Raw genomic sequence first — 24,272 nt, 5'->3', positions numbered from 1 at the left:
GAACCGTGTCACGCTGAGCAAATGCCTCTCCACTTAAGCGGGGCAAGTCCAGACTGCTGGATCTGTTGAAGTGATGAATGCGGCAGGCTGGCGAGGTTGGGCACATCGCCGACGTGCCCTTTCTTGGGGTGACATGTCCTCGATGGAGGCGGTGTCGGAGGGCTGGCACGCCGGCGCGTCACATATCCGCCGCGGTCGGACGGACGATGACCTCGTTGATGTCGACGCCCTCGGGCTGCTCCAACGCATAGCGGACCGCCCGTGCGATCGCGTCCGGGGTGAGCGATTTCTTCCGCCAACCCGTCAATGCGGTGGCTATTGCCGGATCGGTAATGTCGTGCCCCAGTTCGGTGGCGACCACGCCCGGCGAGATCAGCGTCGAGCGGATCTCGTCATGCTCCTGCCTCAGCCCCTCCGTGATGGCCCGCACCGCATGCTTGGTGCCGCAATAGACCGCCGCCGTGGGCATGACCATGTGCGCGGCGACCGACGCGACGTTGACGACATGCCCGCTCTGCTGCGTCACGAAGCGGGGCAACACGGCGGCGATGCCGTTGAGGACACCGTGGATGTTGACGTCGATCATCCGTTTCCATTCGTCCCGCTTCAGGGCGGCGAGCGGCGAGAGCGGCATCACGCCGGCATTGTTGACCAGCACGTCGATGTGCCCGAACTGCATTTCGGCGGCTGCCACGAAGGCGTCGAAGTCTGCACCGTCCGTCACGTCCAGCGTTCGCCACGCGACGCTGTCGCCAAGCGCCTCCGCCAGCGCCTTCAGCCGCTCGCCGCGGCGCGCGCCGATGAAGAGCCGTGCGCCCGCCGCGGCCAGTTCGCGCGCCGTCGCTTCGCCGATGCCGCTCGAGGCGCCGGTGATGAGGACGACCTTGTCGATAGTAGCTGCCATGATGCTTTCCTTGCCTTGATGATGGCCAGCAAGATGGAGCGTCAGGACGGGTTCGCGGTAGAGCGATCGTCCGAACCCTTTGCACGATTCTCCAGAACTGGCGTCCCTCGCTTGCGCGCGCCGATCGGCTGATGAATGACGATCGGTATGGACCGGATCACCGAGCTTGCCGCCGTCATCGACCGACACGTCGGCGGAACGGGTATCTGCACGACGGCGATGCCGCATCTGTCGCTGATCCGCGCCGATCAACCGAGCACGCCGACGCCTGCCGTCTACGAGGCTTCGCTATGCCTGATCGCCCAGGGATCGAAACGCGTGTCGATCGGCGACCACAGCGTCGTTTACGATGCCGCCCATTACCTCCTCGTCTCGGTCGACCTGCCGCTGGTCGGGCATGTGATCGATGCGAGTCCCGACAGACCGTATCTCTGCTGCAAGATCGATCTCGATCCCGCGATCCTCGCCGACCTGATTGTGACCGAGGGCGGCGTCGCGCACAGGACCGACCTGCCGGTGCTGGGCGTCCACCCCATCGATGCCGACCTGATCGGCGCCGCCTGCCGGTTGGTGGGGCTGCTTGACCGGCCCGAAACGATCCGGACACTGGCACCGCTGATTGAGCGCGAAATCCTGTACCGGCTGCTCACCGGGCCGCACGGGCCGATGCTTCGCCACGTCGCAACCGCAGGCAGTCACCTGAACCAGATCAGCCGCGCCATCGCCGCGATCCGCCGTCGCTTCGATACGCCGATCCGCATCGACGAGGTCGCGGCCGAAGCCGGCATGAGCACCTCTTCGCTTCATGCGCACTTCAAGGCGATCACCCGTCTGACGCCGCTCGAATACCAGAAGCAATTGCGTCTGCAGGAGGCGCGGCGCTTGATGCTCGCCGGCGGAGCCACGGCCAGCGCGGCAGGGTTTGCGGTCGGCTACGAGAGCCAGTCACAGTTCAGCCGCGAATATCGCCGCCTGTTTGGCGCGCCACCGCGACTGGACATCGATCGGCTTCACGCTGCGCCGGCGGCGGGCATGGCACTTTAGCCGCAGGCGAAGTCGAGGATAGCGGGCGAGGCAACGGCACGCTGTGACTGCCGACTTCAACAGGCGGGGCATGGATTGAACGATGCGGTGCGGCAATCATTCTAAAGCCGACGACCTTGTCCCGACGTGGAGCAATCGACCATGAAGACCAGCGGCAACACGATCCTGATGACTGGCGGGGGAAGCGGCATCGGTGAGGCGCTGGCCCACCGGTTCCACGATCGTGGCGACACCGTCATCATCGCCGGGCGGCGACAGGAGGCGCTTTGGCAGGCAGCGGGCGGGCGCGATCGCATCCACACCATGACCCTCGACGTCGAGGACGCCGCGGCAGTCGATGCGTTCGCCCAGAAGGTCGTAGCCGACTTCCCGTCACTGAATGTGCTGTTCAACAACGCCGGCATCATGAAATTCGAGGATTTGACGAGCCGGCGCAGCCTGACCGATGCCGAAGCGACGCTGGCGATCAACATTCTGGGTCCTGTCCGGCTGACGAACGCGCTGATCGACCATCTGACGGGCCAGCCCGATGCCGCGATCGTCACGGTCACCTCGGGCCTGGCCTATGTACCGCTGGTGGCGGCACCCACCTACTCGGCGAGCAAGGCGGCGATCCACTCGTATACCGTTTCGCTGCGGACCCAGCTTGCGGGCAAGGTCGACGTGATCGAGTTGGCACCGCCGGGTGTGCAGACCGACCTCACGCCGGGACAGGCGAACCGCCCAGGCTACATGCCGCTCGACGCCTTCGCCGATGCGGTTATCGCCCAGTTCGCCCGGCAACCGACGCCGCCCGAAATCCTGGTCGATGAGGTGCAGTTCCTGCGGCAGGCCGAACGCGAGGGTCGCTTCGATGAGACATTGAAGACGTTGACGACGCGCGCCGCCCAGCAGCGTGAAGAGGGTAACCGACGGCGCCAACCGTGATGCACGTCAGGTAGCTGGCCGCCACTGCCCCCTGATCCGCGATCATTCCATCCTATGGCGCTTGCCGATGGACGTCAGCGCAGTGCAGGATCGAACAACTTTGGAGATGCATCATGGTCGAAGCACGGTGGAACGGCATACTGATCGCGAGCAGCGACGATACCGTCGTGGTCGAACGCAACCACTATTTTCCCATAGCGTCCGTCGACGCCTCGCGACTGCGGCCGAGTGACACGACGACGATCTGTCCATGGAAAGGCGAAGCGCACTATTACGACATCCACGTCGACGGGGCCGACAATCCCGATGCGGCCTGGTACTACCCGGAGCCGAAGGCAGCGGCGGAGGAAATCCGCGGCCGTGTGGCCTTCTGGAAGGGCGTGGAGGTCGGCTGACGGGCCTCCTCTCGTCGGCAGAACCGTAACCATGCCGACCTACAAGCCGACATTCAGACGCTCTCGCCCGGTTCTCGAAAGCGGAGGCTCGTTAATCTCAGGCTGGCCGCCGTTTGATCGGCGATGATCGCCTCAGCCATCGGCCGCCGTCATTCCTTCGACGATGGTTGCCTTCGCCCCCGAAGACCAGGGCGAAACCCTGTACATGATCCGCTCGAAGAGCGCCGAAGCGAGATGTTCGGCGAGCCATGCCTTCAGCCGTGGCAGGGGCAGGTTGTCGAACCACGGCCAATCGACCCCGGCGAACTGCCTGACGAACGGCATGACGGCGGCATCCGTCAGGCCCGCCTCCGTACCACAGAGATGACCGGCAAGGCCGATCCGCGTTTCCAGATCCTGCAGGAACGCGAAGCCGAGGTCGCGATGCCGGGCAGCGTCCGAGCCGTGCCGGTCGGGATATTTGTACCGGTCCAGGTGGTGCTTGAACACACCGTCGTTGGTCGCGATCAGCGCCGGGTCGTCGCGAGCGAGCCAGTCTTGCGGGTCCCTGATCCGCAGCGCCCAACGCATGATCGCAAGACTTTCCTCGATCACCGCCCCTTCCGCCGTTACGAGCACCGGCACCGTGCCCTTTGGCGACATGACGAGAAGCTCTGGAGGCTTGGTCGAAAGCCGGACCTCCCGAAGTTCATAACGCACGCCGCTGACCGCCAGCGCCAATCGCGCCCGCATCGCAAAGGGGCAACGACGAAAGCTGTAGAGGATGTGGTCGGTCATGGCGCCGATATGGGGGAAAACCGAATGGTGCGGGCAGGATAATTGCATTGCCGTACCATGGCGTGGATGGAATGATGCGGCCATGCGGATACCGAAAGCAGCCGTCCTCGCCCTCCTCCTGTCGGCATCGGTGAACGCCCAGATCGTCGCCCAGCCCTCGGCGGGCACCTATCGACGCGCGGTGGCGGGCGGATACAAGGCGGCACTCTATTGCTCCGGCCTCTTCAACGCCGGGCGGACCCCGGCGCAGATCGATGCTGACGAACTGACGGGCATCTACCCCGAATACGAGAAGATCGTGTCGACGCTGATCGCGAAGGTCGACCGCCCGCGCCGGTCCGTCGCCGTCACCTTCGACCCCGCGCTGCCGCCGCGATACGCGGTGTGGCGCGACGGCCATGGCTGCATGACGCTGCCGATCGGCAGCAGGGCACCTGCGGACGGCGGATCGGCAGCGCCGCTGGATGCCATGCCGCCGATCGCGGGTGCGGACCCTCGTCGCTGGCCGCAGGGCGATGCCGGCATCGCACTGCGGCCCTCCGCCGGGCTCACGAAGGTCGTCAGTGCGGCGTTCGGCGATGGGTACGGCGTCGGCGCCAAGACGGTCGGGGTGGTCGTCCTGAAGGACGGCCGCGTTGTCGCCGAGCGATATGGCCACGGCTTCGGCCCGTTCGTCTCCAATCGAACCTGGTCGGTCGGCAAGTCGATCGCGGGCACGCTGATCGGCCTTGCCGATGCCGCCCCGCTGGATGCCCGTGCCACCGTGCCGCAATGGACCGCCGGCGATCCACGACGCGGCATCACGCTCGACCATCTTCTGCGCATGGCGTCCGGCCTGCACAGCGACAGTGCCGGCAACCGCACCGACGCCATCTACTTCGGCGGCACGACGGTGGACGAGCAGGCGACATCCTGGCCGCTGGAGGCGCTGCCCGGCACGCGCTTCCGGTACGCAAACAACGATATCCTGCTCGCCGTCTATGCCACGCGACAAATAATCGGCGAAGATCGATACCGTGCGTGGCCAGGCAATCTGTTCGGCCCGCTCGGCATGTCACATACCGTCGCGGAAACGGACTGGCACGGCAACTACATCCTCTCCAGCCAGGTCTGGTCGACCGCGCGCGATCTCGCCCGGCTGGGCCTGTTCTGGTCGCAGGACGGGATCTGGGCGGGCAAGCGCCTGCTGCCAGCGGGCTGGATGCGCACCATGACGATGCCGAGCGGACCGCAACCGGCGAGTGGTCCCGGCTATGGCGCGACGATGTGGCTGTTCGGCCCGAAGCAGGGGCTGCCCCAGGGCAGCTTCGCCGCGCAGGGCAATCGCGGCCAATATGTGATGGTGATCCCGTCCCGGCATCTGGTCATCGTCAGGCGTGGCGAGGATCCTGGCGCCGCCCGCTTCGATATCGCCCGCTTCGCCGCTGACGTGGCCGGCCTGACGCCGTAGTGTTCAGGGAACCCTATGGTACGGCGGTTCGACCCATAAGCAGACACGCCCGCCCCCTCCCCCGCTTCCCGACTCCGGCCGCCCGTTCATCTCCCCGCCATGACCGCTTTTGATATCCAGCTTCTGGATCGCGAATGTCGCGATCACCGAATGTTGCCGTTGGTTCGGCATGATGCGGCGCCCGAGCATCCGACGCCATCCCTGTCGTCTGGGATATCAACGTCGCGACCGGTGTTATCCGTTGATGTTTCGTCGTCTTCTCGCCGCCGTCGCCTGCTCGGCCATGCTCTCGACCACCGCTGGAGCGCAAACCGTGCCGCTTGGCGTCAATCTGGAGCGGTTCGGCTATCCCGCGCCGGTCCATTGGTTCGAGGCGGGCTCGCAAGGCCATCCGGTTCGCATGGCCTTTCTCGACTGGCCAGCGACCGCGACCCCCAACGGGACGACGGTCGTCCTCCTGCATGGCAAGAATTTCTGCGCCGCTACCTGGGGCGACACCGCGCGCGGGCTGGCGGCCGCGGGCTACCGCGTCATCGCGCCGGATCAGATCGGCTTCTGCAAATCGTCGAAGCCGAGTGGCTATCAGTACAGCTTCCACGCCATGGCCGCGCTCACCGCGGCGCTTCTCGATCAGGCCGATGCCGGCAAAGTCGTCCTGATCGGGCATTCGACCGGCGGCATCCTCGCCACGCGTTTCGCACGCCTCTATCCCGAGCGGGTTTCGAAGCTGGTGCTGGTCAACCCGCTCGGCCTCAACGACACGTTGAGTGAGGGCGTGCCCTATACCGACCTCGGCAAGCTGCGCGCGGAGGAGGCGAAGACGAACGCCGCGTCGATCAAGGCCTATCAGCTTCGCAACTATTATCACGGTGAGTGGCGCGCGGCCTATGACCGCTGGGTCGCGATGCTGGCCGGTCAATATGCCAGCCCCGATGGGAACAGGGTGCGGGACGCACAGGCGCGCCTGTCGGACATGATCCAGACCCAGCCGGTCGCCGCCGAACTGCCCCAGCTGACGGTCCCGACCACGCTCATCATCGGCCAGCGCGACCTGACCGCCTTTCGGGCAAGCAGCGCGCCGGAGGACCAGCGCTCGCGTGTTCGCACCGTGCCGCAAGCGGCCGAGGAGGCGGTGAAGCGCATCCCGAACGCACGCTTGATCCGCCTCGACGATCTCGGCCATTCACCGCAGGTCGAGGCACCCGCCGTCTTCCTCCGGACCCTCCGCGCCGCGATGACGCCGTGAGGCGGACGGCCGGCGCATTGGCGCTGCTGCTCGCCGGCGGTTGCGATGCCGCCCCGGTGCCGCGGCAATCGCCGGCGTCCCGCCCGGTCGAGACGCGTGGCCTGGACGGCGCCATGCTCGCCGACACCGTGACGCAGGCCCGGCGCCTGCCCCGGCTCCGCTCGCTGCTGATCCTGCGTGATGGCCAGATACTGGCGGAGCAACGCTTCAACGGCGGGCCACCGCTCGACCGGCCGGTCAACATCAAGTCCGCGTCCAAGTCGGTGCTGTCCGCGCTGGTCGGCATCGCGATCGCGCGGGGCGTGCTGACCGGCATCGACCAGCGCGTGCTGTCCGTGCTCGACCGCGATGCGCCGCCCGATCCCGACCCGCGTCTCCATCGCCTGACCGTGGAGGATCTGCTGACGATGCGCGCAGGGCTGGAGCGGACGTCGGGCGAGAACTATGGGCGCTGGGTGTCCAGCCGCAACTGGGTCCGCTTCGCGCTGGCGCGCCCGTTCGTCGACGAGCCGGGCGGCGCGATGCTCTATTCGACCGGCAACACGCATCTGCTCTCGGCGATGCTGACCCGTGCGTCGGGTCGCGACACCCATGTTCTGATGCGCGACTGGCTGGCGGCGCCGCTCGGCATCGCGATCCCGCCATGGTCGCGCGATCCGCAGGGCATCTATTTCGGCGGCAACGACATGATGATGTCGCCGCGCAGCCTGGCGCGGTTCGGCGAGCTTTATCGGCTGGGCGGCGTGATCGACGGACGAAGGATCATCCCCGCGCATTGGATCGACGAAAGCTGGACTCCGCGCACCGTGTCGCCGTGGAGCGGCGGGCAATATGGCTATGGCTGGTTCGTCGGCACCAGCCGCGGCCACCCGCTGCGCTTCGCCTGGGGCTATGGCGGGCAAATGCTGTTCATCGTCCCGGACCTGAAGCTGACGATCGTCATGACCTCGGATCCCAACGGGGCACGAGACAATGGCCATATCGCCGCACTCCACGCGCTCCTTGATGACGGGATCGTGCCCGCCGTCGAGCGCGATGCTGCGCCGTAATACCCATTGCGGTGACGATGCCGCAGATCGAAGGCGGCAGTCCGGTGGCGCGACAGACATGGAATCAATCAAGAGATTGCGCTCAGGGTGGCTGCCGACCCGCAAGAAGACATTCATGCCCGCTTGGAAACATCGGACGCTTGGTCGTCTTGTCGATCGCCGATGATCCGCGATGGCGTGACCATCACAGGACAGCCCGCCCCGTTCGTCCCGCCCGGCTTTGAGTGGCCCGCTGTCCGTCCCTCCTCATGAACCGACCGGTATGCACCTGACATCGGCTTCGTTCGTTTGTTCGGCTCCATGGGGTTAGCCGAGGCAAAGCATGCGAACAGTGTCGTTACCGGGCGGCGAACGGATACCCTCACTGGGTCAGGGCACCTGGATGATGGGGGAGCGATCCGATCGCCGGTCGGACGAGATCGCCGCGCTGCGTCTGGGCGTCGATCTCGGCATGACGTTGATCGACACGGCGGAGATGTACGGGGACGGCGCTGCCGAGGAACTCGTCGGCGAAGCGTTGGGTGACGTTCGCGACAAGCTCTTCCTCGTCAGCAAGGCCTATCCCCAAAACGCGTCACATGCTCGCCTGCATGCCGCCTGCGAGGCAAGCCTGAGGCGGCTCGCCACCGACCGGCTCGATCTCTACCTGCTTCATTGGCGAGGATCGGTGCCGCTCGGCGAGACGGTCGAGGCGATGGAGGCGTTGCGAACGGCCGGCAAGATCCGCCGATGGGGCGTCAGCAATCTCGATACCAGCGACATGGGGGAACTGCTCGCGGCTGGCGGTGACGGATGCGCGGTGGACCAGATCCTCTATAATCTCACCCGTCGCGGCCCCGAGCATGATCTGCTGCCGTGGCTGGAGTCTCACGGTATTCCGGCCATGGCGTACAGCCCGGTGGAACAGGGCCGCCTCCTTGCCGATCAGACACTCCGCAGGATCGCCGAGACGATCGGCGCCACGCCCGCCCAGGTCGCCCTCGCCTGGACGCTGCGGCGGGGCGACGTGATTGCCATACCCAAGGCGGGCAGCGTCGCGCACGTCCGCGACAATCGGGCTGCCGTCGACCTGATACTGTCTGATGACGACATGGCCGCGCTCGATGCCGCCTTCCCCGCCCCGCGCAGCCGTCGCCCGCTTGAGATGCTGTGACCGGTATGGCGCTGTTCTTCACCGCCGACACCCATTTCGGCGATCACCGGACGCTCAACATCCATCGCCGCCCTTTCGCGACGGTCGGCGAGATGGACGAGGCGCTCGTCACGGCGTGGAACGCGGTCATCGGCCCGGAAGACGTCGTGTGGCATCTGGGAGACGTGACACGGCGACCGCTCGACGTGGCGGCATTGCTCGCTCGCCTCAACGGTACCAAGCACCTGATCCGCGGCAACAACGATCCCGTTGCGACCGGCGAGGCGGACGGCTGGGCCAGCGTCGGCGATTATGCCGAATTGACGGAGGGCGACCATCGGCTGATCCTCTGCCATTATCCGTTCAGGAGCTGGAATGGCCAGCACCGCCGCGCGATCAACCTGCACGGCCACAGCCACGGCAAGCTGAAACCCATGCTCCGCCAGTATGATGTGGGCGTCGATGCCAGGGATTTCCGTCCGGTTCGACTGGCCGAACTGGTCGCCGGCAAGTTTGCCCCTTTGCCGCCCCCGAGCCATGAACCCGCATGATCGTGAACGACGCCCGCTGAACCGACCCGGCGACGAGCGCTGTCGGAATCATCGGCACAGACCGGGTTACGCTGGCTGCCGACTTCCGTTCGGGGCTCGGGTGGCGATCCTCTTTGGCCCGGCGTTCCTGCCTCCGCCGGGCGAAACGTCAGGCATCTGGTTTGAGGGAGTTTTGTGCAAGCAGAGACGATCGCAGAATCATACCGGTTCATCGAAATTTGTATGATATGTTGCGTGCCAGCGCTGGCTCAGTTATGGACAGTACAACTGACCGTTAGGTGTTGGAGAGTGGATTGAATGCGACACCGTCGGCGCCGTGATGCCTTCCGGTCATTCGGGAAAGGCTCGCTGACGGTCAGTACGACCGTCGCGTTGCTGGCCTTTGTAGCGACACCGGCGGCGGCGAGGATCGACCGGCAGGCGCTGGTCGCGCGTCACATGGTGCTACAGACGCGGATCGATCCCCATGCGCCGGTGATGCTCGGCAACGGGCAGCTCGGCTTCACCGCCGACATCACCGGGTTGCAGAGCTTTTCGGGTCGCTACTCCGAACTGGCGCCCCTGCTCACCATGGCGCAATGGGGGTGGCACAGCTTCCCTAATCCGACGAAGGTGCGGGAACGGGACGGGTGGCGGATGATCCCGGTCGAGGGGCGCGGCAGCCAGCCCTATGCCTGGATGCAGAGCTGGGCGGATGGCGAGAAGAACCCGGCCTATGGCTGGCTGCGCGCCAACCCCCATCGTATCTCGCTGGGCCGGATCGCGCTGGCACTGGGCGAGGCCGCGCCGGACTTCGCCGATGTGACGGAGACCCGCCAGCAACTCGACCTGTGGACCGGACGGCTGACCAGCGAGTTCCGGCTGCGCGGCACGCCGGTGCGGGTGACGACGGTGGTGCATCCGACCGTCGATCTGGTCGCGGTGGAGATCGTGTCGCCGCTGGTGGCGCGGGGCGAACTGGGCGCGACCGTGCGCTATCCCGGCGTCGCCCCGGCGATCAATCCCGATCCGTCGGGCTGGACGCCGCGCGCTACCGAGACGACGCGGGTGCTGACCCGCACTGCCCGGTCGGTCGCGCTGACGCGGACGCTGGACGATACCCGCTACACCTCCCGCATCGACAGCGATGGCTGGCTGGATGTCGCCACCGCTACCGGGGTGCGGGTCACCGGGGGCGGCGGCGACCGGCTGCGCTTCACCGTCCGCTTCACCCCCGATCCGCAGCCCGCCGCGAACCCGGGCGTGCCGGAGTCGATCGACGCCACCGCGCGGCACTGGCGGGATTTCTGGACGAAGGGCGCGGCGGTCGATTTCACCGGCAGCACCGATACCCGTGCGCCCGAACTGGAACGCCGCGTCGTGCTGTCGCAATATCTGTCGGCGATCAACGGCGCGGGTACGCTGCCCCCGCAGGAAGAGGGCCTGTTCTCCAACAGCTGGTACGGCAAGTTCCATCTGGAGATGCACCCGTGGCACGCCGCATGGCAGGCGACCTGGTCGCACCCCGACCTGCTCGCCCGGGCGATGCCGTGGTACGTCGCGCATCTGCCGCAGGCGCGGGCGGAGGCGGCGCGACACAGGGTGCCGGGCGCATGGTGGCCCAAGATGGTCGGGCCGGAGGGGCGGAACAGCCCCAGTCTCGTCTCCCCGTTCCTGATGTGGCAGCAGCCGCACCCGATCCTGCTCGCCGAACTGCTCTGGCGTGCGAACCGTGACGATGCGGTGCTGGCACGGTACGGCGAGGTGGTGGAGGCGACGGCGGACCTGCTGGCGCACTGGCCGCTCGACAAGGGCGGGCGGCTGCAACTGGGGCCGCCGCTGATCCCCGCGCAGGAGAATTACGATCCGCTGACCACGCGCGACCCGACGTTCGAGGTCGAGTATTTTCGCTGGGGCCTGACGACGGCGCAGGCATGGCGACAGCGGCGCGGGCAGCCGCGCAAGCCCGAATGGGACCGGGCGCTCGGACGGATCGCGCCGCCGCCGGTGCGCGACGGGCTGTACCTGCCGGCCGCATCGGTGCCCGGTTTCTGGCGGGACGCGCAGTCGCCGGCGTGTCGCGGCACTGCGGCGGGGCCGTCGTGCAAGAACCGGGATCATCCCTCGTTCCTGATGGCGTACGGCTTCATCCCCGGCGCGCGGATCGACCGCGAGACGATGCGGCGGACGCTGGCGGCGATGGAGGCGACATGGGACCGCCGCCAGACCTGGGGATGGGATTTCCCGATGATCGCGATGACCGCCGCCCGGCTGGGCGAGCCGGACAAGGCGATCGACTGGCTGTTCGCCTCGACGAAAAACAACCAATGGGGTCCGACGGGCATGACGCCGCGCGTCCATCTCGACGAACATGCCGAGGATCTGGTGCCCGCGATCGGCGGCGCGGGCGGGGTCGCGATGGCGCACAATCCCGATGGCCCGGGCTATCGCCGGGCGGCGGAGGCCTATTTCCCGTCGAACGGAGCGCTGCTGCTGGCGGTAGGCATGATGGCGGGCGGCTGGGACGGATCGCGCGGCCCCGCCCCCGGCTTTCCGAAACGGGGATGGACCGTCCGGGCCGAAGGACTGGCCCCCACGCCATGACCGAAGGAAGACCGACCATGACCGCACTGACCCGGCGCGACATGATGCGCGGCACCGTCGCGGCCTCCGCCACCGCCGCGATCGCGACACCCGTGCTGGCGCAGGAAGGCGCCGGGGCGACCGGACCGGTGCCGGTCGACTGGATCGATCCGAAGACCGGCCACCGCATCGTCCGCCTGTCGGGCGACGAGGGCGGCGGCAAGGCGTATTTCTATCGCCCCACTTTCACGCCGCAGGGGGACGCGATGGTGATGTCGACGCCGGCCGGGATCGTCACGGTCGACCTGACCACCCGCCGTCGCCGGATGCTGGTGGCCGATCCGCGCGCCGAACTGCTCTGCGCCGCACGGCGGACGCGCACCGCCTATTACTGGATATCCGATCCGGGCGAGGGCCAGCCGAGCGACCGGCCGCGCACCGTCTACGCGATCGATCTCGACAGCCGCCGGTCGCGCCGGGTCGCCCGGCTGGATCAGGGGCAATGCTGGTCGGTGAACGCCGACGAGACGATGCTGGTCTGCACCATCGCGCATGGCGACACGCCGCTGCAACCCGACGTGCCCGATCCGCGCAATCGCCGGTTCGGGCAGGCGGAATATGCCGCCAACGGCCCCGATGGCCGCCCGCTCAACTTCGCCAAGGCGAAGGGCGTGCGGATGCTGCAACGCTGGGCGGCGCGAGTGCCGATGGAATTGTTCGTCATCGACCTGAAGACCGGCCGGCGGCGCGTGCTGCTGCAATCGACCGACTGGCTGAACCACGCGCAATTCTCCCCCACCGATCCGCAACAGATCATCTATTCGCACGAAGGGCCGTGGCACCGGGTGACCCGCATGTGGCGCATCCGCGCCGATGGCGGCGATCCCGTCGCGATGCACCGGCGCACGATGAACATGGAAATCTGGGGTCATGAATTCTTCAGCCCCGACGGCAAATGGGTCTGGTACGATCTCCAGACCCCGCGCGGGCAGGTGTTCTGGGTCGCGGGGCTGGAACTGGCGACGGGACGACGCCTGTGGCGGCGGGTCGACCAGAACGACTGGTCGGTGCATTTCAACATCTCGCCCGACGGCACGCTGTTCGCGGGCGATGGCGGCGATGCCGACATGGTCGCCCATGCGCCGGACGGCAAATGGCTGGTGCTGCTGCGCCCGGAACCGGTCAGGGACGGGGATACCGAGGTCTACGACCCCGCGCTCGTCACGCCGGAGGTGCTGCGCGGCGAACGGCTGGTCGACATGGGCCGGCACGATTACCGGCTGGAACCCAACCTGACCTTCACCCCCGACAATCGCTGGATCGTGTTCGGGTCGAACATGCACGGGCGCAACCACGTCTACATGGTCGAGGTCGCGAAGACATGATCCGTTCCAAATAATGGAATTTTTTCCATAAAACGGAATGAGTTGCGCCATCCGAAAAGTTGGCATACAACTTCATGACAGAATCGATAAGAAACGGTGAACCAGCCGTTCTTCTGATGACACCGGTGTCAGTTGCCGATGGGAGTGGATATGCAGAACATGTTGATGACGCGGATGGGGTCGTTGCTGGCGACCGTATCCTGCTCGGCGATACTGATCGGGGCCGATGCGGCAGCGGCCCAGACCGTGCCTGCGCCCTCGACGCCGCCATCGGCGACCACCGCCCCGCCCGCCGCCGCCAGCGCGCCCGGCGACCAGATCGCGCCCGATACCACCGCACAGGCGCCGACCACGGATGCTGGTCCCGATGCTGCCGTCACCGACGAACAGTCGGGCGAGATCGTCGTCACCGGCTTCCGCTCCAGCCTGCAACGCGCGCTCAACATCAAGAAGACCGAGGCCGGCGCGGTCGACGCGATCCTGGCCGAGGACATGGCCGATTTCCCCGACCTGAACCTCGCGGAATCGATCCAGCGCCTGCCCGGCATCACCATCGAGCGTGAAGCCGGTCAGGGCCGGTCGATCAGCGTGCGCGGTCTGGGGTCGGATTTTACCCGCGTCCGCATCAACGGGCTGGAAGCGCAGGCGGCGGCGGGCGGCAATCGCGGGCGCGGGTTCGATTTCTCGATCTTCGCATCCGAACTGTTCAACAGCATCACGGTCCGCAAGACCCAGTCGGCCGAGATCGAGGAGGGGTCGCTGGGCGCGACCGTCGATCTCCAGACCGGACGGCCGCTCGATTTCGGCGCGGGGTTCGATTCCGCGGTATCCGGGCAGGCATCTTACAACGACCTGTCGAAACAGGTGCTGCCGCGTATCGCCACGCTGTTCAGCTGGTCGAACGACGACCAGACCTGGGGCGGGCTGGTGTCGGTCGCCTATTCGGAACGCAAGCCGACCAGCGAGAGCTTCAACACCACCCGCTGGCAGAGCGGCAGCGCGGCATTGCCCTATGGGGCCAACCAGAATTTCGGCGGCTGCACCAGCTGCACGACCCCGGCGGACCGGACGCGGTTGCTCAATGCCTTCTATCCGCGCATCCCGCGCTACACCTATGGCCAGTTCAACGAGGATCGGCTGGGCATCACCGCCGCCCTGCAATGGAAACCGGGCGACGATACCGAGGTCGTGATCGATGCGTTGCATTCGCGGTTCAATCAGGAATTCGAGAGCCCGAACGTCGGCGTGATCTCGTTCAGCCGCGGCACCGCCACCGGCGTCCGCGAGACGGTCGTCCGCGATTTCGAGGTCAATGACCGCAACATGCTGGTCTACGGCGTGTTCGACAATGTCGATGTCCGGTCGGAGAACGGTTTCGACCGCAACGAGACCGAATTCACGCAGGTGTCGCTGAACGCCAAACACGCCTTCACCGACCGGTTCCGCGGGCAGCTCAAGATCGGCCGCTCGCTGTCGCGGGCGCGCACGCCGGTCTCGATCTCGTACCAGTTCGATGCGCTGAACGTGAAGGGCTACACCTACGATTTCCGCGACAACGACCGCCTGCCGCTCATCAAATACGGTTTCAACGTCGCCGATCCCAATGCCTATACGCTCACCGAATTCCGGTCGAGCGAGTCCGGCGCGGACTATATCCTCGACGCGTTCTCGGGCGCCCTCGCCTATGATCTCGACGAGCGGTTGACGCTGAAGCTGGGCGGCGAGCGCCGCCATTATGATTTCACCACCTTTGGCCGCAACCGCAACCGCGTGCTGTCCGCCGGCGAGCAGATCCGCGGCGTCGACGGGCTGGGCAAGGTGGAGACGATCGACGGCGGGCTGGACATACCGGCGGGGTCGGACCTGAACTACTACACGCCCGACATCGGGAAACTGACCGACCGGCTGGGGCTGTTCACCAACTATCCGATCAACCCCAACCTCAGCAGCGACCGCGCGGTCACGGAAAAGGACACCGGGCTCTACGCGCAGCTCGATTTCACGATGCCGTTCCTCGGGATGACCGCACGGGGCAATTTCGGGTTCCGCTACGCGCGCACGGAAACCGCATCGTCGGGGTTCCTGAACGCCGCCTACGTGACCGCCGACAACAAGTATAACGACTATCTGCCCTCGGCGAACATGGCGCTGGACGTGACCGACAAGTTCGTCGTCCGGTTCGGTACCGCCAAGGTGATGTCGCGTCCGCCGCTGGGCAACCTGACGCCGGGCGGGTCGCTCAACACCTCCGGCCAGACGATCAACTACGGCAACCCGTTGCTCAAGCCGTTCCGTGCCAAGAATGTCGACCTGTCGGCCGAATGGTATTTCGCGCCGGAAGCGCTGCTGGCGGTGGCGGGCTTCTTCAAGCGGATCGACTCGTTCATCTCCACCGACATCTCGGTCGTGCCGTGGCGCGAGTTGGGCCTGCCGGATTCGCTGCTGATCGGCACCCCGTCGTCGCCCGACCAGAATTTTCAGGTCACGCGCAACATCAACGGCACCGGCGGCACGCTGAAGGGGATCGAGGTCCAGTACCAGCAACCCTTCTCGTTCCTGCCCGCGCCGTTCAACGGCTTCGGCTTCATCGGCAACTACACCCATGTCGCCTCGCGGGTGAATTACGGCACGCCGCAGGCGCCGTCGTTCAACCGGCTGACCGGCCAGTCGTCGAACATCTTCAACACGACGCTGTATTTCGAGCGCGACGGTTTCAGCGCGCGCGTGTCGGCCGCCTATCGCGATCGCTACCTGACCGCGTTTCCCGGCGGCAACGGCAATGACGAGGCGGGGCAGAACGGCACGACCAACATCGATGCCTCGTTCCGTTACGACCTGACGAAGAAGATCTCGCTGACGCTGGAGGCGGTGAACCTGACCGACACGTTCACCGACGCCTATGTCGACACCACCAACCGCGTGTCGAACTACCGGCATTTCGGTCGCGAGATTCTGTTTGGCTTCCGCTGGCGGTACTAATTCCCCTCGCTGCCAGCGGCCCTGGGGTCCGCGACTTCGGGCGCGGACCCGTTTTTATACGATGACGACCCGCAGCCGGTCGGATGGAGAAATGGCATGATCGTTCGCCGGGTACTCTCCCCCGTCATTACCGCCCTTGCGGCGACGGTCCTGTCGACGCAGCCGGCGATGGCGCAGCGCGCGCCCGCGCCGGCTTCGCCACCGACGGCGGCGGTAATCGGGATGGAGACGGCATGGCTCACGCCCCTGCCCCGCCCCGACCTGCGATTCGATGGCGACCGGGCGCCCGATCGCGCCGCCGTGATCCGCGCGATGGAATATGTCGCGTCGGTGCAGATCGCCGACATGAGCCGGCGGCCGATCGCGCTGGCGACCGGCAGCGCGCTGCACGAGATCGGATCGAACTGGGTCGCGGCGGCCTTCTATGTCGGGGCGGCCCGCCTCGCCCGCCTGTCCGACCGGCCCGATACGCTGCGCTTCCTGACCGCGGTGGCGGAGCATTACAATTACGGGCTGCGCGGCGCACGGTCGGCCCGCACGCTGCTCAACGCCGACGACGTGGCGGTCGGCGATCTCTATGCCGAACTCTATGCCCGGCGGCGGCAGGAAGGCGTGCTGATGCCGTTGCAGCAGCGGCTGGATTACGGCGTTCCGCATCTGGCACGACAGGCGAAGGCGGACGATCCGCTGGTCTGGTGGTGGTGCGACGCGCTGTTCATGGCGCCCCCCGTCCTCGCCCGCGCCACCGCATTGACCGGCGATCCGAAATATCTCCGCGCGATGGATGCCGAATGGCGGCGCACGGCAGCGCGGCTATGGTCGCCCGAACACCGGCTGTTCTACCGCGACGCCCGCTTCATCGACCGGCCATCGCCCAATGGGCGCCCGGTGATGTGGGCGCGCGGCAATGGCTGGGTGCTGGCCGGCCTCGCCCGCACGATCGAGGCGATGCCCGCCACCTTCGAGGGCCGCGACTATTATATCGACCAATACCGGACGCTGGCGGGCCGGATCGCGGAGTTGCAACAGCCCGATGGCCTGTGGCGCGCCAGCCTGCTCGATCCGCAGGCGTTTCCCGAACCGGAAACCTCGGGCAGCGGCCTGCTCACCTATGGCCTCGCCTGGGGGATCAACCACGGCCTGCTTCCCCGCGACCGCTACGCACGCGTGGTGACGCGGGGCTGGGCGGCGCTCAACCGCCATGTCCTGCCATCGGGGCTGGTCGGCGCCGCGCAGAAGACCGGGGACCAGCCCGTCCCGACCCGGCCCGACGATGTCGGCCTCTATGCCACCGGCGGCTATCTGCTGGCGGGCAGCGAGGTGGCCCGGCTGCGCGCCGCCCCCCGCACCCTGCCCGAACCCGAACCCGCTCGCGACGACGCGGCCCTGATCGCGGCGACGACACCGCAGCCCCCGCCCCCCGTCACCATCAACACCCCCGAGGAGCGGACGCGCCGCGCGGCCGAGGTTCGCGCGACGCAGGCGCTGGCCTATGATCCCGCCGCCGCCGGCCGCCCCTCCACGATCGAACCGCTGACGCCGCCGACGGGCGACGACCGCCGCCCCCGCGCCCTCGCCTACCACGCCACCGAACGGCTGGACGATATCCTGTGGGAGAACGACCGCGTCGCCTTCCGCATCTACGGCCCTGCGCTGGAGGCGAAGGAGCCGCCCTCGGGATCGGGCATCGACGTGTGGGGCAAGCGGGTGCGCTGGCCCTTCATGCGCCGGCAGCTGAAGTTCCCCAATTACCACATCGATCGGGGCGAGGGGCTGGACTTCTACGATGTCGGCGGCGGCCGTGGCGGCGGCGGCCTCGGCATCTGGCAGGACAACAAGCTGTGGACGTCGCGCAACTGGGCCACGCACCGCATCATCGCCACCGGCGGCGATACCGCCTCGTTCGCGGTGACGTACAGGCCGTTCCCGGTCGATGTCGTGCGCAAGGTGTGGGAGGAACGCCGGTTCGACCTGCCGATGGGATCGAACTTCACGCGGATGACCTCGACCCTGCGGTCCGACACCACCGATCCGCTGGTCGTCGCGATCGGCATCGGCAAGCGGGCGGGCGGCGGCGGCAAGGGGCAAGTCGTGCGCGATGCGGCGCGCGGGCTGCTGACCTTCCATGAACCCGCCGACGCCGGGCACGGCGCGCTGTCGCTGACCGTCGCGGTCGATCCGGCGATGGTGCAGGGCTTCGCGGAGGATGCGAACAACTATCTCGTCCTCGTCCGCGTCACCCCCGGGGTTCCGTTCACCTATTATTCGGGCGCGGGCTGGGACCGTGGGCTCGATTTCCCGACGGCGGCGGCGTGGGACCGGTTCGTCGCCGCCACCCGCTTCGACTTCGCCAAACGATAACGATCAGGAGGGCTCGCCCCATGAAGATCATCCTCGCCGGTTTCGCGCTCGCCCCGATCGCCGTCGTAGCGGCTTCCACCGTCGCGCCGCCGCTCGCAGCGCGGGTATTGCGGATGAACACCCCCGCCCCGTCGCTGACGGCGGACCGGGTGAAGGCGATCCTGCCGCCCGCGCAGCAACCGGCATGGCTCGCCTATCTCGCCAGGTCGGCGCAGGCGCGGCAGGCGGACCGCGCCTCGCTCGTCGCCGAACTGAAACCGGGGCAGACCCCGCCACCGCCCCCCACCGCAGTCGGCGGCGGCGAATACAACATGCCGCTCGATCGCCCGGCGGCGTGGTATGCCGGGCCGGAAGCCCGCACGATCGCCGACGGCATCGTCAGTTTCCAGACCCCGGCAGGCGGCTGGAGCAAGAATCAGGACCGGTCGCGCCCGCCGCGCCTGCCGGGCCAGCGTTATGCCAACGATGCCGAGACGATGGACCCCGACCGGTCCAATTTCGACGCGCCGGAGGACCGGTTCTGGACCTTCGTCGGCACGCTCGACAACGATGCGACGATCCAGGAGATGCGGTTCCTGACGAAGGTGGTCGAACAGAAGCCGGGGCGCGACGGCGACCGGTACCGCGCCAGCATCGTGAAGGGCGTCCGCTACCTGCTGGATGCGCAATATCCCAATGGTGGCTGGCCGCAGGTCTGGCCGCTGGAGGGCGGGTTTCACGATGGCATCACCTTCAACGACAACGCCGTCGCCCGTGCCGCCACGATGCTGCGCGATGTCGGCGGCCAGCCGGTCTACCGGTTCGTGCCGGCCGATCTGCGCCGCCGGGCGACCGCCGCCGTCGGCAGGGCGATCGACGTGATCCTCGCCGCGCAGTTCCGGGTGAACGGCACGCCCACCGGCTGGCCGCAACAGGTCGATGCGCTCACGCTCGCGCCGATCTCCGCGCGCAACTACGAGCCCCGCTCGATCGCCAGCGGCGAGACGACCGATGTCCTGATGTTCCTGATGGACCAGCCGGACCCGTCCCCCGCCATCCGCCGCGCGATCGATGCCGGCGTCGCGTGGCTGAAGGCGCGGGCGATCCATGGCTATGCGTGGGAACGCGTATCGCAGGCGGAGGGGCGCAAGCTGTTCGCCCGTGCCGGGGCGGGGCCATTATGGTCGCGCAACTACGATCTGGTCACGCAGCAACCGATCTTCGGCGACAAGGACCAGCGCATCCATGACGACGTGAACGACATCTCGATCGGCCGCCGCAACGGCTACAACTGGTACGTCACCCAGCCGCAGCGGGTACTCGACCGGGCGGCCGCCGGCGGCAAGGGCTGACCATGGCCGGCCCACGCCCCGATCGCCGGGCGGCGACCGCCGCGATCCTCGCCCTCCCCTTCGCCGCGACGGCGGCGGGCGCGGCGGACGGCACGGCATCGATCCGCGCGTTCGGGGCGGTGGCGGACGGGGCCACCGTCAACACCCGCGCGATCCAGTCGGGGATCGATGCGCTCGCGGCGCGGGGCGGCGGCACGCTGGTTGTCCCGCGCGGCGTGTTCGTCAGCGGTGCGCTGTTCCTGAAGCCCGGCGTCCACCTGCATCTCGATGCGGGCGCGGTGCTGCGCTGCACGACGGACATGGTGCATTTTCCGCCACAGCGGACCCGGATCGAGGGGCATTTCGAGGAAAGTTTCACCCCTGCGCTTATCAACGCCGCGGCGTGCGACGGACTGCGGATCACCGGCGCGGGGACGCTGGACGGGGCCGGGCGACCGGTCTGGGACCTGTTCTGGAAACGGCGCGCCGCCGCGCCCGATCCGGGCAACTTCCCCAATATCGGCCTGCCCCGCGCGCGGCTGGCCCTGATCGAGCGGTCGCGCGGGGTGACGATCGACGGCGTCACCTTCCGGGATTCGCAGTTCTGGAACCTGCACCTCTATCGCTGCCGCGACGTCACCGTCCGGCGCACCCGGTTCGAGGTGCCCGACGACTATCAACAGGCGCCCAGCAGCGACGGCATCGACATCGACAGTTGTCAGGACGTGACGATCGACGGCTGCTATTTTTCGGTCACCGACGACTGCATCGCCGCCAAGGGCTCGAAGGGGCCGAACGCCCTGTCGGATACCGACAGCCCCCCGGTGGAGCGCATCCGCGTGCGCAACTGCCATTTCCGTCGTGGCCATCAGGTCTTTTCCTGCGGCAGCGAGGCCACGATCATCCGCGATGTCGTGGTGGAACGAAGCACCGTGAGCGGCGCGATGGTGCTTGCCCGCCTGAAGCTGCGCCCCGATACGCCGCAGCGGTACGAGAACGTCACCTTTCGCGACATCACACTCGACAACGCCGGCGGTGCGATCGTCGCGGTGGAACCCTGGACCCAGTATCGCGATCCACGCGCGGCCGCGCCGCCGTCTCACGTTCGGGGCCTCTCCTTCGTGCGGATCAGGGGTCGGTTTGGCGCATTCGGCACGATCCGGCCCAACCCGGGCCAGACCACGATCGACGACATCGCGTTCCGCGACATCGACGTGCGACTGACGCGCCCGGTACTGGTGGCTGACGGCGTGCAGGGGCTGCGCTTCGACCGCGTCCGGGTCAACGGCACCGTGCAATCACCCCCCTTACGTGACGGCCGGAAGCGGAAACATCTGACGCAACCGAACGAAGCTCGCCAAGCCGGGATCATGCCCACAAGGGCCGGTTGATCGATGACCCGCGTCATTCTGCTGCTTGCCCTGTTGTCGACCGCGCCCGCTGCGGCACAGGACGCGCCATCGGGCGGGACCGGTCTGTGGGATCGTTTCCGGTCACCGCCAGACGACGCCCGTCCCCTGGTCCGCTGGTGGTGGTTCGGCCCCGCCGTCGACACCGCCGAACTGGATCGCGAGATCGCGGCGATGAAGGCTGGCGGGTTCGGCGGGTTCGAGGTGCAGCCGACCTATCCATTGGCGTTGGACGATCCGGCGGCGGGCATCCGCACCCTGCCCTTCCTCTCCGATCCATTCCTGTCCGCGCTTCGTCATGTCGGCGACACCGCCCGCATGACAGGGATGCGGATGGATGTGACGATCGGCAGCGGTTGGCCGTTCGGCGGCCCGCACGTGCCCGTGTCGCAGGCGGCGGCCAAGGTCGATATGGTGCGGGTTTCGGTGCCGGCGGGTGCCGATCGCGTGCCGGTGCCACCGATGCAGCAGGGTGAGCGGATGCTGGCGGCGTTCATCGACGGCCGCCGCCTCGCCATGGTCGCGACGGATACCGTATCGGTGAAGGCCAGCCCGGTCGAACGCCAGATGATGGTCTTCGTCGCGGGTCGCACCGGCCAGCAGGTGAAACGTCCCGCGGTCGGGGCCGAGGGGTTCGTGATCGACCACGTCAGCACCGCCGCCGTCACGCGCCATCTCACGATGGTCGGCGACCGTCTGTTATCGGCGTTTGCCGGCACGACACCGCCCTATGCGATGTTCTCCGACAGCCTCGAAGCCTATGGTTCGAGCTGGACGGACGATCTGCCCGAGCAGTTCCGCCGCCGTCGCGGGTACGATCTGCTCGATCATCTGCCCGCGCTGTTCGCCGATACGCCCGACAGCGCCGCCGTCCGGTTCGACTGGTCGCGGACGCTCTCCGAACTGGTCGATGAACGCTATCTGCGGCCGATCACCGATTGGGCCCATGCCCGCGGCACCCGTTTCCGCGCGCAAGTATATGGCTTTCCGCCGCCGACGCTGTCGAGCAACGCGCTGGTCGATCTGCCGGAGGGCGAAGGGGCCGACTGGCGTTCCTTCACCTCGACCCGGTGGGCGACGTCCGCCGCTCATCTCTACGGCCGGCCGGTCGTGTCATCGGAAACGTGGACGTGGCTGCATTCGCCGGCATGGGCAGCAACCCCGCTCGACATGAAGGTCGAGGCCGATCGGCATTTCCTGCAAGGGGTCAACCAGATCGTCGGTCATGGCTGGCCCTATTCGCCGCCGGGTGCTGGCGAACCCGGCTGGGCCTTCTATGCGGCGGCGGCGCTCAGCGATCACAACCCCTGGTATCCCGCGATGCCGGCGGTGACGCGATATGTGCAACGCGTGAGCGCGATGCTGCGTGAGGGGACACCCGATGGCGATGTGGCGATCTATCTGCCGATCGAGGATGCCTTTGCCGATATGCGCCCCGCGCACGCCTCGGTGAACGAGGAAATGAGGTCCAGGCTGCGCGACGATGTCGTGGCGCAGGTACTGGACGCGGGGCACGGCGTCGATTTCGTCGATGCGCAGGCGATCGTGGCGGGAAAGCTGAACGCCCGCGTGCTGGTGCTGCCCCGCCTGACGCGGATCGATCCGGCGGCCCTGCGCGCCATCGCGGCGTGGGTGGATCGCGGCGGACTGCTGGTCGCGACCGGCGGCGCGCCCGGTACAGCGGGTGGCCTGCGTGACGGTGTGGCCGGGGGTCGTACCGTTCGCACCCTGGCGCGGTCGCTTTTCCGGCGGAGGAACGCCTCGATCGTCTCGCCCGAAGCGCTGGGCGAGACATTGCGGCGGATCACATCGCCCACGATGGTGCTGGCGCAGCCCGATGCGGCGGTCGGCTTCGTCCGGCGCCGGATCGCGGGCGGCGACCTCTATTTCGTCGTCAACACCAGTGCCCGGTCGATCCGGACGACCGCGCGCTTTGCGGGCGACACCGGCAAAGGCGAATGGTGGGACCCGCTGAGCGGCACCCGACAGGCGGCAGGAGGCGGCGACGTTCCGCTCGACCTCGCCCCCTATCAATCACGTCTGCTGGCGATGTCACCCGGCCTGCCCCCCGCAGGTCCGGCGCGACCGCTGCGGCCATTGCTCGACCTGTCGACCGGGTGGGAGACGACGCTGCACGCACCGCCACCGGGAACCTCCTGGACCAGCGTTCTGGCGCTGCGCCATTATTCGGGCGCGATCCGCTATTCGCGGCGCTTCGTCCTGCCGAAACACGGATCGTCAGGACCGGCGATCCTAAATTTCGGCGAGGGAACGCCAGTGTCGGACGGTAGCAGCGATCGCCCACGCGCTGCGATTGCCGCCCCCGTGCGGGAAGCCGCGCTCGTCGGCATCAATGGCCGTGAGGCGGGCACCGTCTGGGCGGCACCGTGGCAGATCGATATCGGGCCGTTCCTGCACCCCGGCCAGAACCGCATCGACGTCACCGTGATGAGCGGCGCCACCAACGCCCTGTCCGCGCGCACGCCGCCCGATCGCCGGTTGCTGACCATGCGGTATGGCGAACGCTTCGTCGATCAGGACCGCGACAAGCTGGCGCCTGCTCCATCAGGGTTGCTCGGTCGTATCACGCTGAACGTGGCATTCTCCGATATGCCCTGAACAGGGTACAGCGACCAATTCAGGGCGTCACGCCGGCACCCCCCGACTTCCGCCCCGGGTCTGTCGGAGGCTCGCTCTCCTGGGAAGGCGGGGCCCCCATGAGCTAGACGACGAACGGGTTTGGGTCCGGCGATCACCAGCAGGCGACGAATCAACGGGACCACGAGCGCGA

The 24,272-nt window shown here is 67.5% G+C and carries 17 protein-coding genes; 15 read left to right on the top strand and 2 right to left on the bottom strand.

All coding sequences use genetic code 11. The features are described 5' to 3' along the window. Positions 1 to 178: 178 nt before the first annotated feature. Positions 179 to 904 (bottom strand): SDR family oxidoreductase, encoded by a 726-nt coding sequence (locus tag IFT82_RS17085; RefSeq protein ID WP_192129069.1) that lies wholly within the window; start codon positions 902 to 904, stop codon positions 179 to 181. A gap of 147 nt (positions 905 to 1,051) precedes the next feature. Between IFT82_RS17085 and IFT82_RS17080 the strand changes: the two genes are divergently transcribed. The 3 genes from IFT82_RS17080 (at position 1,052) to IFT82_RS17070 (ending at position 3,270) form a co-directional block, all read left to right on the top strand. Continuing rightward, positions 1,052 to 1,948, top strand: coding sequence for an AraC family transcriptional regulator (locus tag IFT82_RS17080; protein ID WP_192129079.1), 897 nt, complete (start codon positions 1,052 to 1,054; stop codon positions 1,946 to 1,948). A gap of 141 nt (positions 1,949 to 2,089) precedes the next feature. Further along, positions 2,090 to 2,875: an SDR family oxidoreductase gene (locus IFT82_RS17075; RefSeq protein WP_192129067.1), complete on the top strand. Its 786-nt coding sequence runs from the start codon at positions 2,090 to 2,092 to the stop codon at positions 2,873 to 2,875. Positions 2,876 to 2,988: 113 nt separating this feature from the next. Continuing rightward, positions 2,989 to 3,270 (top strand): DUF427 domain-containing protein, encoded by a 282-nt coding sequence (locus tag IFT82_RS17070; RefSeq protein ID WP_192129066.1) that lies wholly within the window; start codon positions 2,989 to 2,991, stop codon positions 3,268 to 3,270. A gap of 132 nt (positions 3,271 to 3,402) precedes the next feature. Here the strand turns inward: IFT82_RS17070 and IFT82_RS17065 are convergent, their stop codons facing one another. Then, positions 3,403 to 4,047 (bottom strand): glutathione S-transferase, encoded by a 645-nt coding sequence (locus IFT82_RS17065; RefSeq protein WP_192129064.1) that lies wholly within the window; start codon positions 4,045 to 4,047, stop codon positions 3,403 to 3,405. An 82-nt stretch (positions 4,048 to 4,129) separates the two neighbouring features. Here IFT82_RS17065 and IFT82_RS17060 point away from each other — a divergent pair, with 82 nt between their 5' ends. From IFT82_RS17060 to IFT82_RS17005, 12 genes are all read left to right on the top strand, one after another. Continuing rightward, positions 4,130 to 5,497, top strand: coding sequence for a serine hydrolase domain-containing protein (locus IFT82_RS17060; protein WP_192129062.1), 1,368 nt, complete (start codon positions 4,130 to 4,132; stop codon positions 5,495 to 5,497). Between the two features lie 283 nt (positions 5,498 to 5,780). Then, positions 5,781 to 6,743 (top strand): alpha/beta fold hydrolase, encoded by a 963-nt coding sequence (locus IFT82_RS17055; RefSeq protein ID WP_244646889.1) that lies wholly within the window; start codon positions 5,781 to 5,783, stop codon positions 6,741 to 6,743. Further along, positions 6,740 to 7,792: a serine hydrolase domain-containing protein gene (locus IFT82_RS17050; RefSeq protein ID WP_342355142.1), complete on the top strand. Its 1,053-nt coding sequence runs from the start codon at positions 6,740 to 6,742 to the stop codon at positions 7,790 to 7,792. Before IFT82_RS17055 ends, IFT82_RS17050 begins: the two co-directional genes overlap by 4 nt. A 322-nt stretch (positions 7,793 to 8,114) precedes the next feature. Beyond that, positions 8,115 to 8,945: an aldo/keto reductase gene (locus IFT82_RS17045; protein WP_192129058.1), complete on the top strand. Its 831-nt coding sequence runs from the start codon at positions 8,115 to 8,117 to the stop codon at positions 8,943 to 8,945. A 5-nt stretch (positions 8,946 to 8,950) separates the two neighbouring features. Beyond that, positions 8,951 to 9,475: a metallophosphoesterase family protein gene (locus tag IFT82_RS17040; RefSeq protein WP_192129075.1), complete on the top strand. Its 525-nt coding sequence runs from the start codon at positions 8,951 to 8,953 to the stop codon at positions 9,473 to 9,475. Positions 9,476 to 9,772: 297 nt separating this feature from the next. Continuing rightward, on the top strand, positions 9,773 to 12,058 hold the full coding sequence (locus tag IFT82_RS17035) for a hypothetical protein (RefSeq protein ID WP_192129056.1): 2,286 nt from the start codon (positions 9,773 to 9,775) through the stop codon (positions 12,056 to 12,058). 17 nt (positions 12,059 to 12,075) lie between these two features. Next, positions 12,076 to 13,422: an oligogalacturonate lyase family protein gene (locus IFT82_RS17030; protein ID WP_192129054.1), complete on the top strand. Its 1,347-nt coding sequence runs from the start codon at positions 12,076 to 12,078 to the stop codon at positions 13,420 to 13,422. 150 nt (positions 13,423 to 13,572) lie between these two features. Beyond that, positions 13,573 to 16,401 (top strand): TonB-dependent receptor, encoded by a 2,829-nt coding sequence (locus tag IFT82_RS17025; RefSeq protein ID WP_192129052.1) that lies wholly within the window; start codon positions 13,573 to 13,575, stop codon positions 16,399 to 16,401. A gap of 96 nt (positions 16,402 to 16,497) precedes the next feature. Beyond that, positions 16,498 to 18,762 (top strand): glycoside hydrolase family 88 protein, encoded by a 2,265-nt coding sequence (locus tag IFT82_RS17020; protein ID WP_192129050.1) that lies wholly within the window; start codon positions 16,498 to 16,500, stop codon positions 18,760 to 18,762. Positions 18,763 to 18,782: 20 nt separating this feature from the next. Next, a complete protein-coding gene (gene pelA / locus IFT82_RS17015) occupies positions 18,783 to 20,093 on the top strand; it encodes a pectate lyase (RefSeq protein WP_192129048.1) in 1,311 nt (436 codons plus the stop codon). 2 nt (positions 20,094 to 20,095) lie between these two features. Continuing rightward, the gene (locus IFT82_RS17010; protein ID WP_192129046.1) at positions 20,096 to 21,463 is read left to right on the top strand and encodes a glycoside hydrolase family 28 protein; all 1,368 of its coding nucleotides are present in this window, start codon (positions 20,096 to 20,098) and stop codon (positions 21,461 to 21,463) included. 3 nt (positions 21,464 to 21,466) lie between these two features. After that, positions 21,467 to 24,100, top strand: coding sequence for a glycosyl hydrolase (locus IFT82_RS17005; RefSeq protein WP_192129044.1), 2,634 nt, complete (start codon positions 21,467 to 21,469; stop codon positions 24,098 to 24,100). The last annotated feature ends 172 nt before the right edge of the window (positions 24,101 to 24,272 follow it).

The organism is Sphingomonas sp. CFBP 8760 (assembly GCF_014841615.1).
Classification (GTDB): domain Bacteria; phylum Pseudomonadota; class Alphaproteobacteria; order Sphingomonadales; family Sphingomonadaceae; genus Sphingomonas.
The sequence above is the reverse complement of the archived record's forward strand: the minus strand, read 5'-3'. Positions and strand labels throughout refer to the sequence as shown.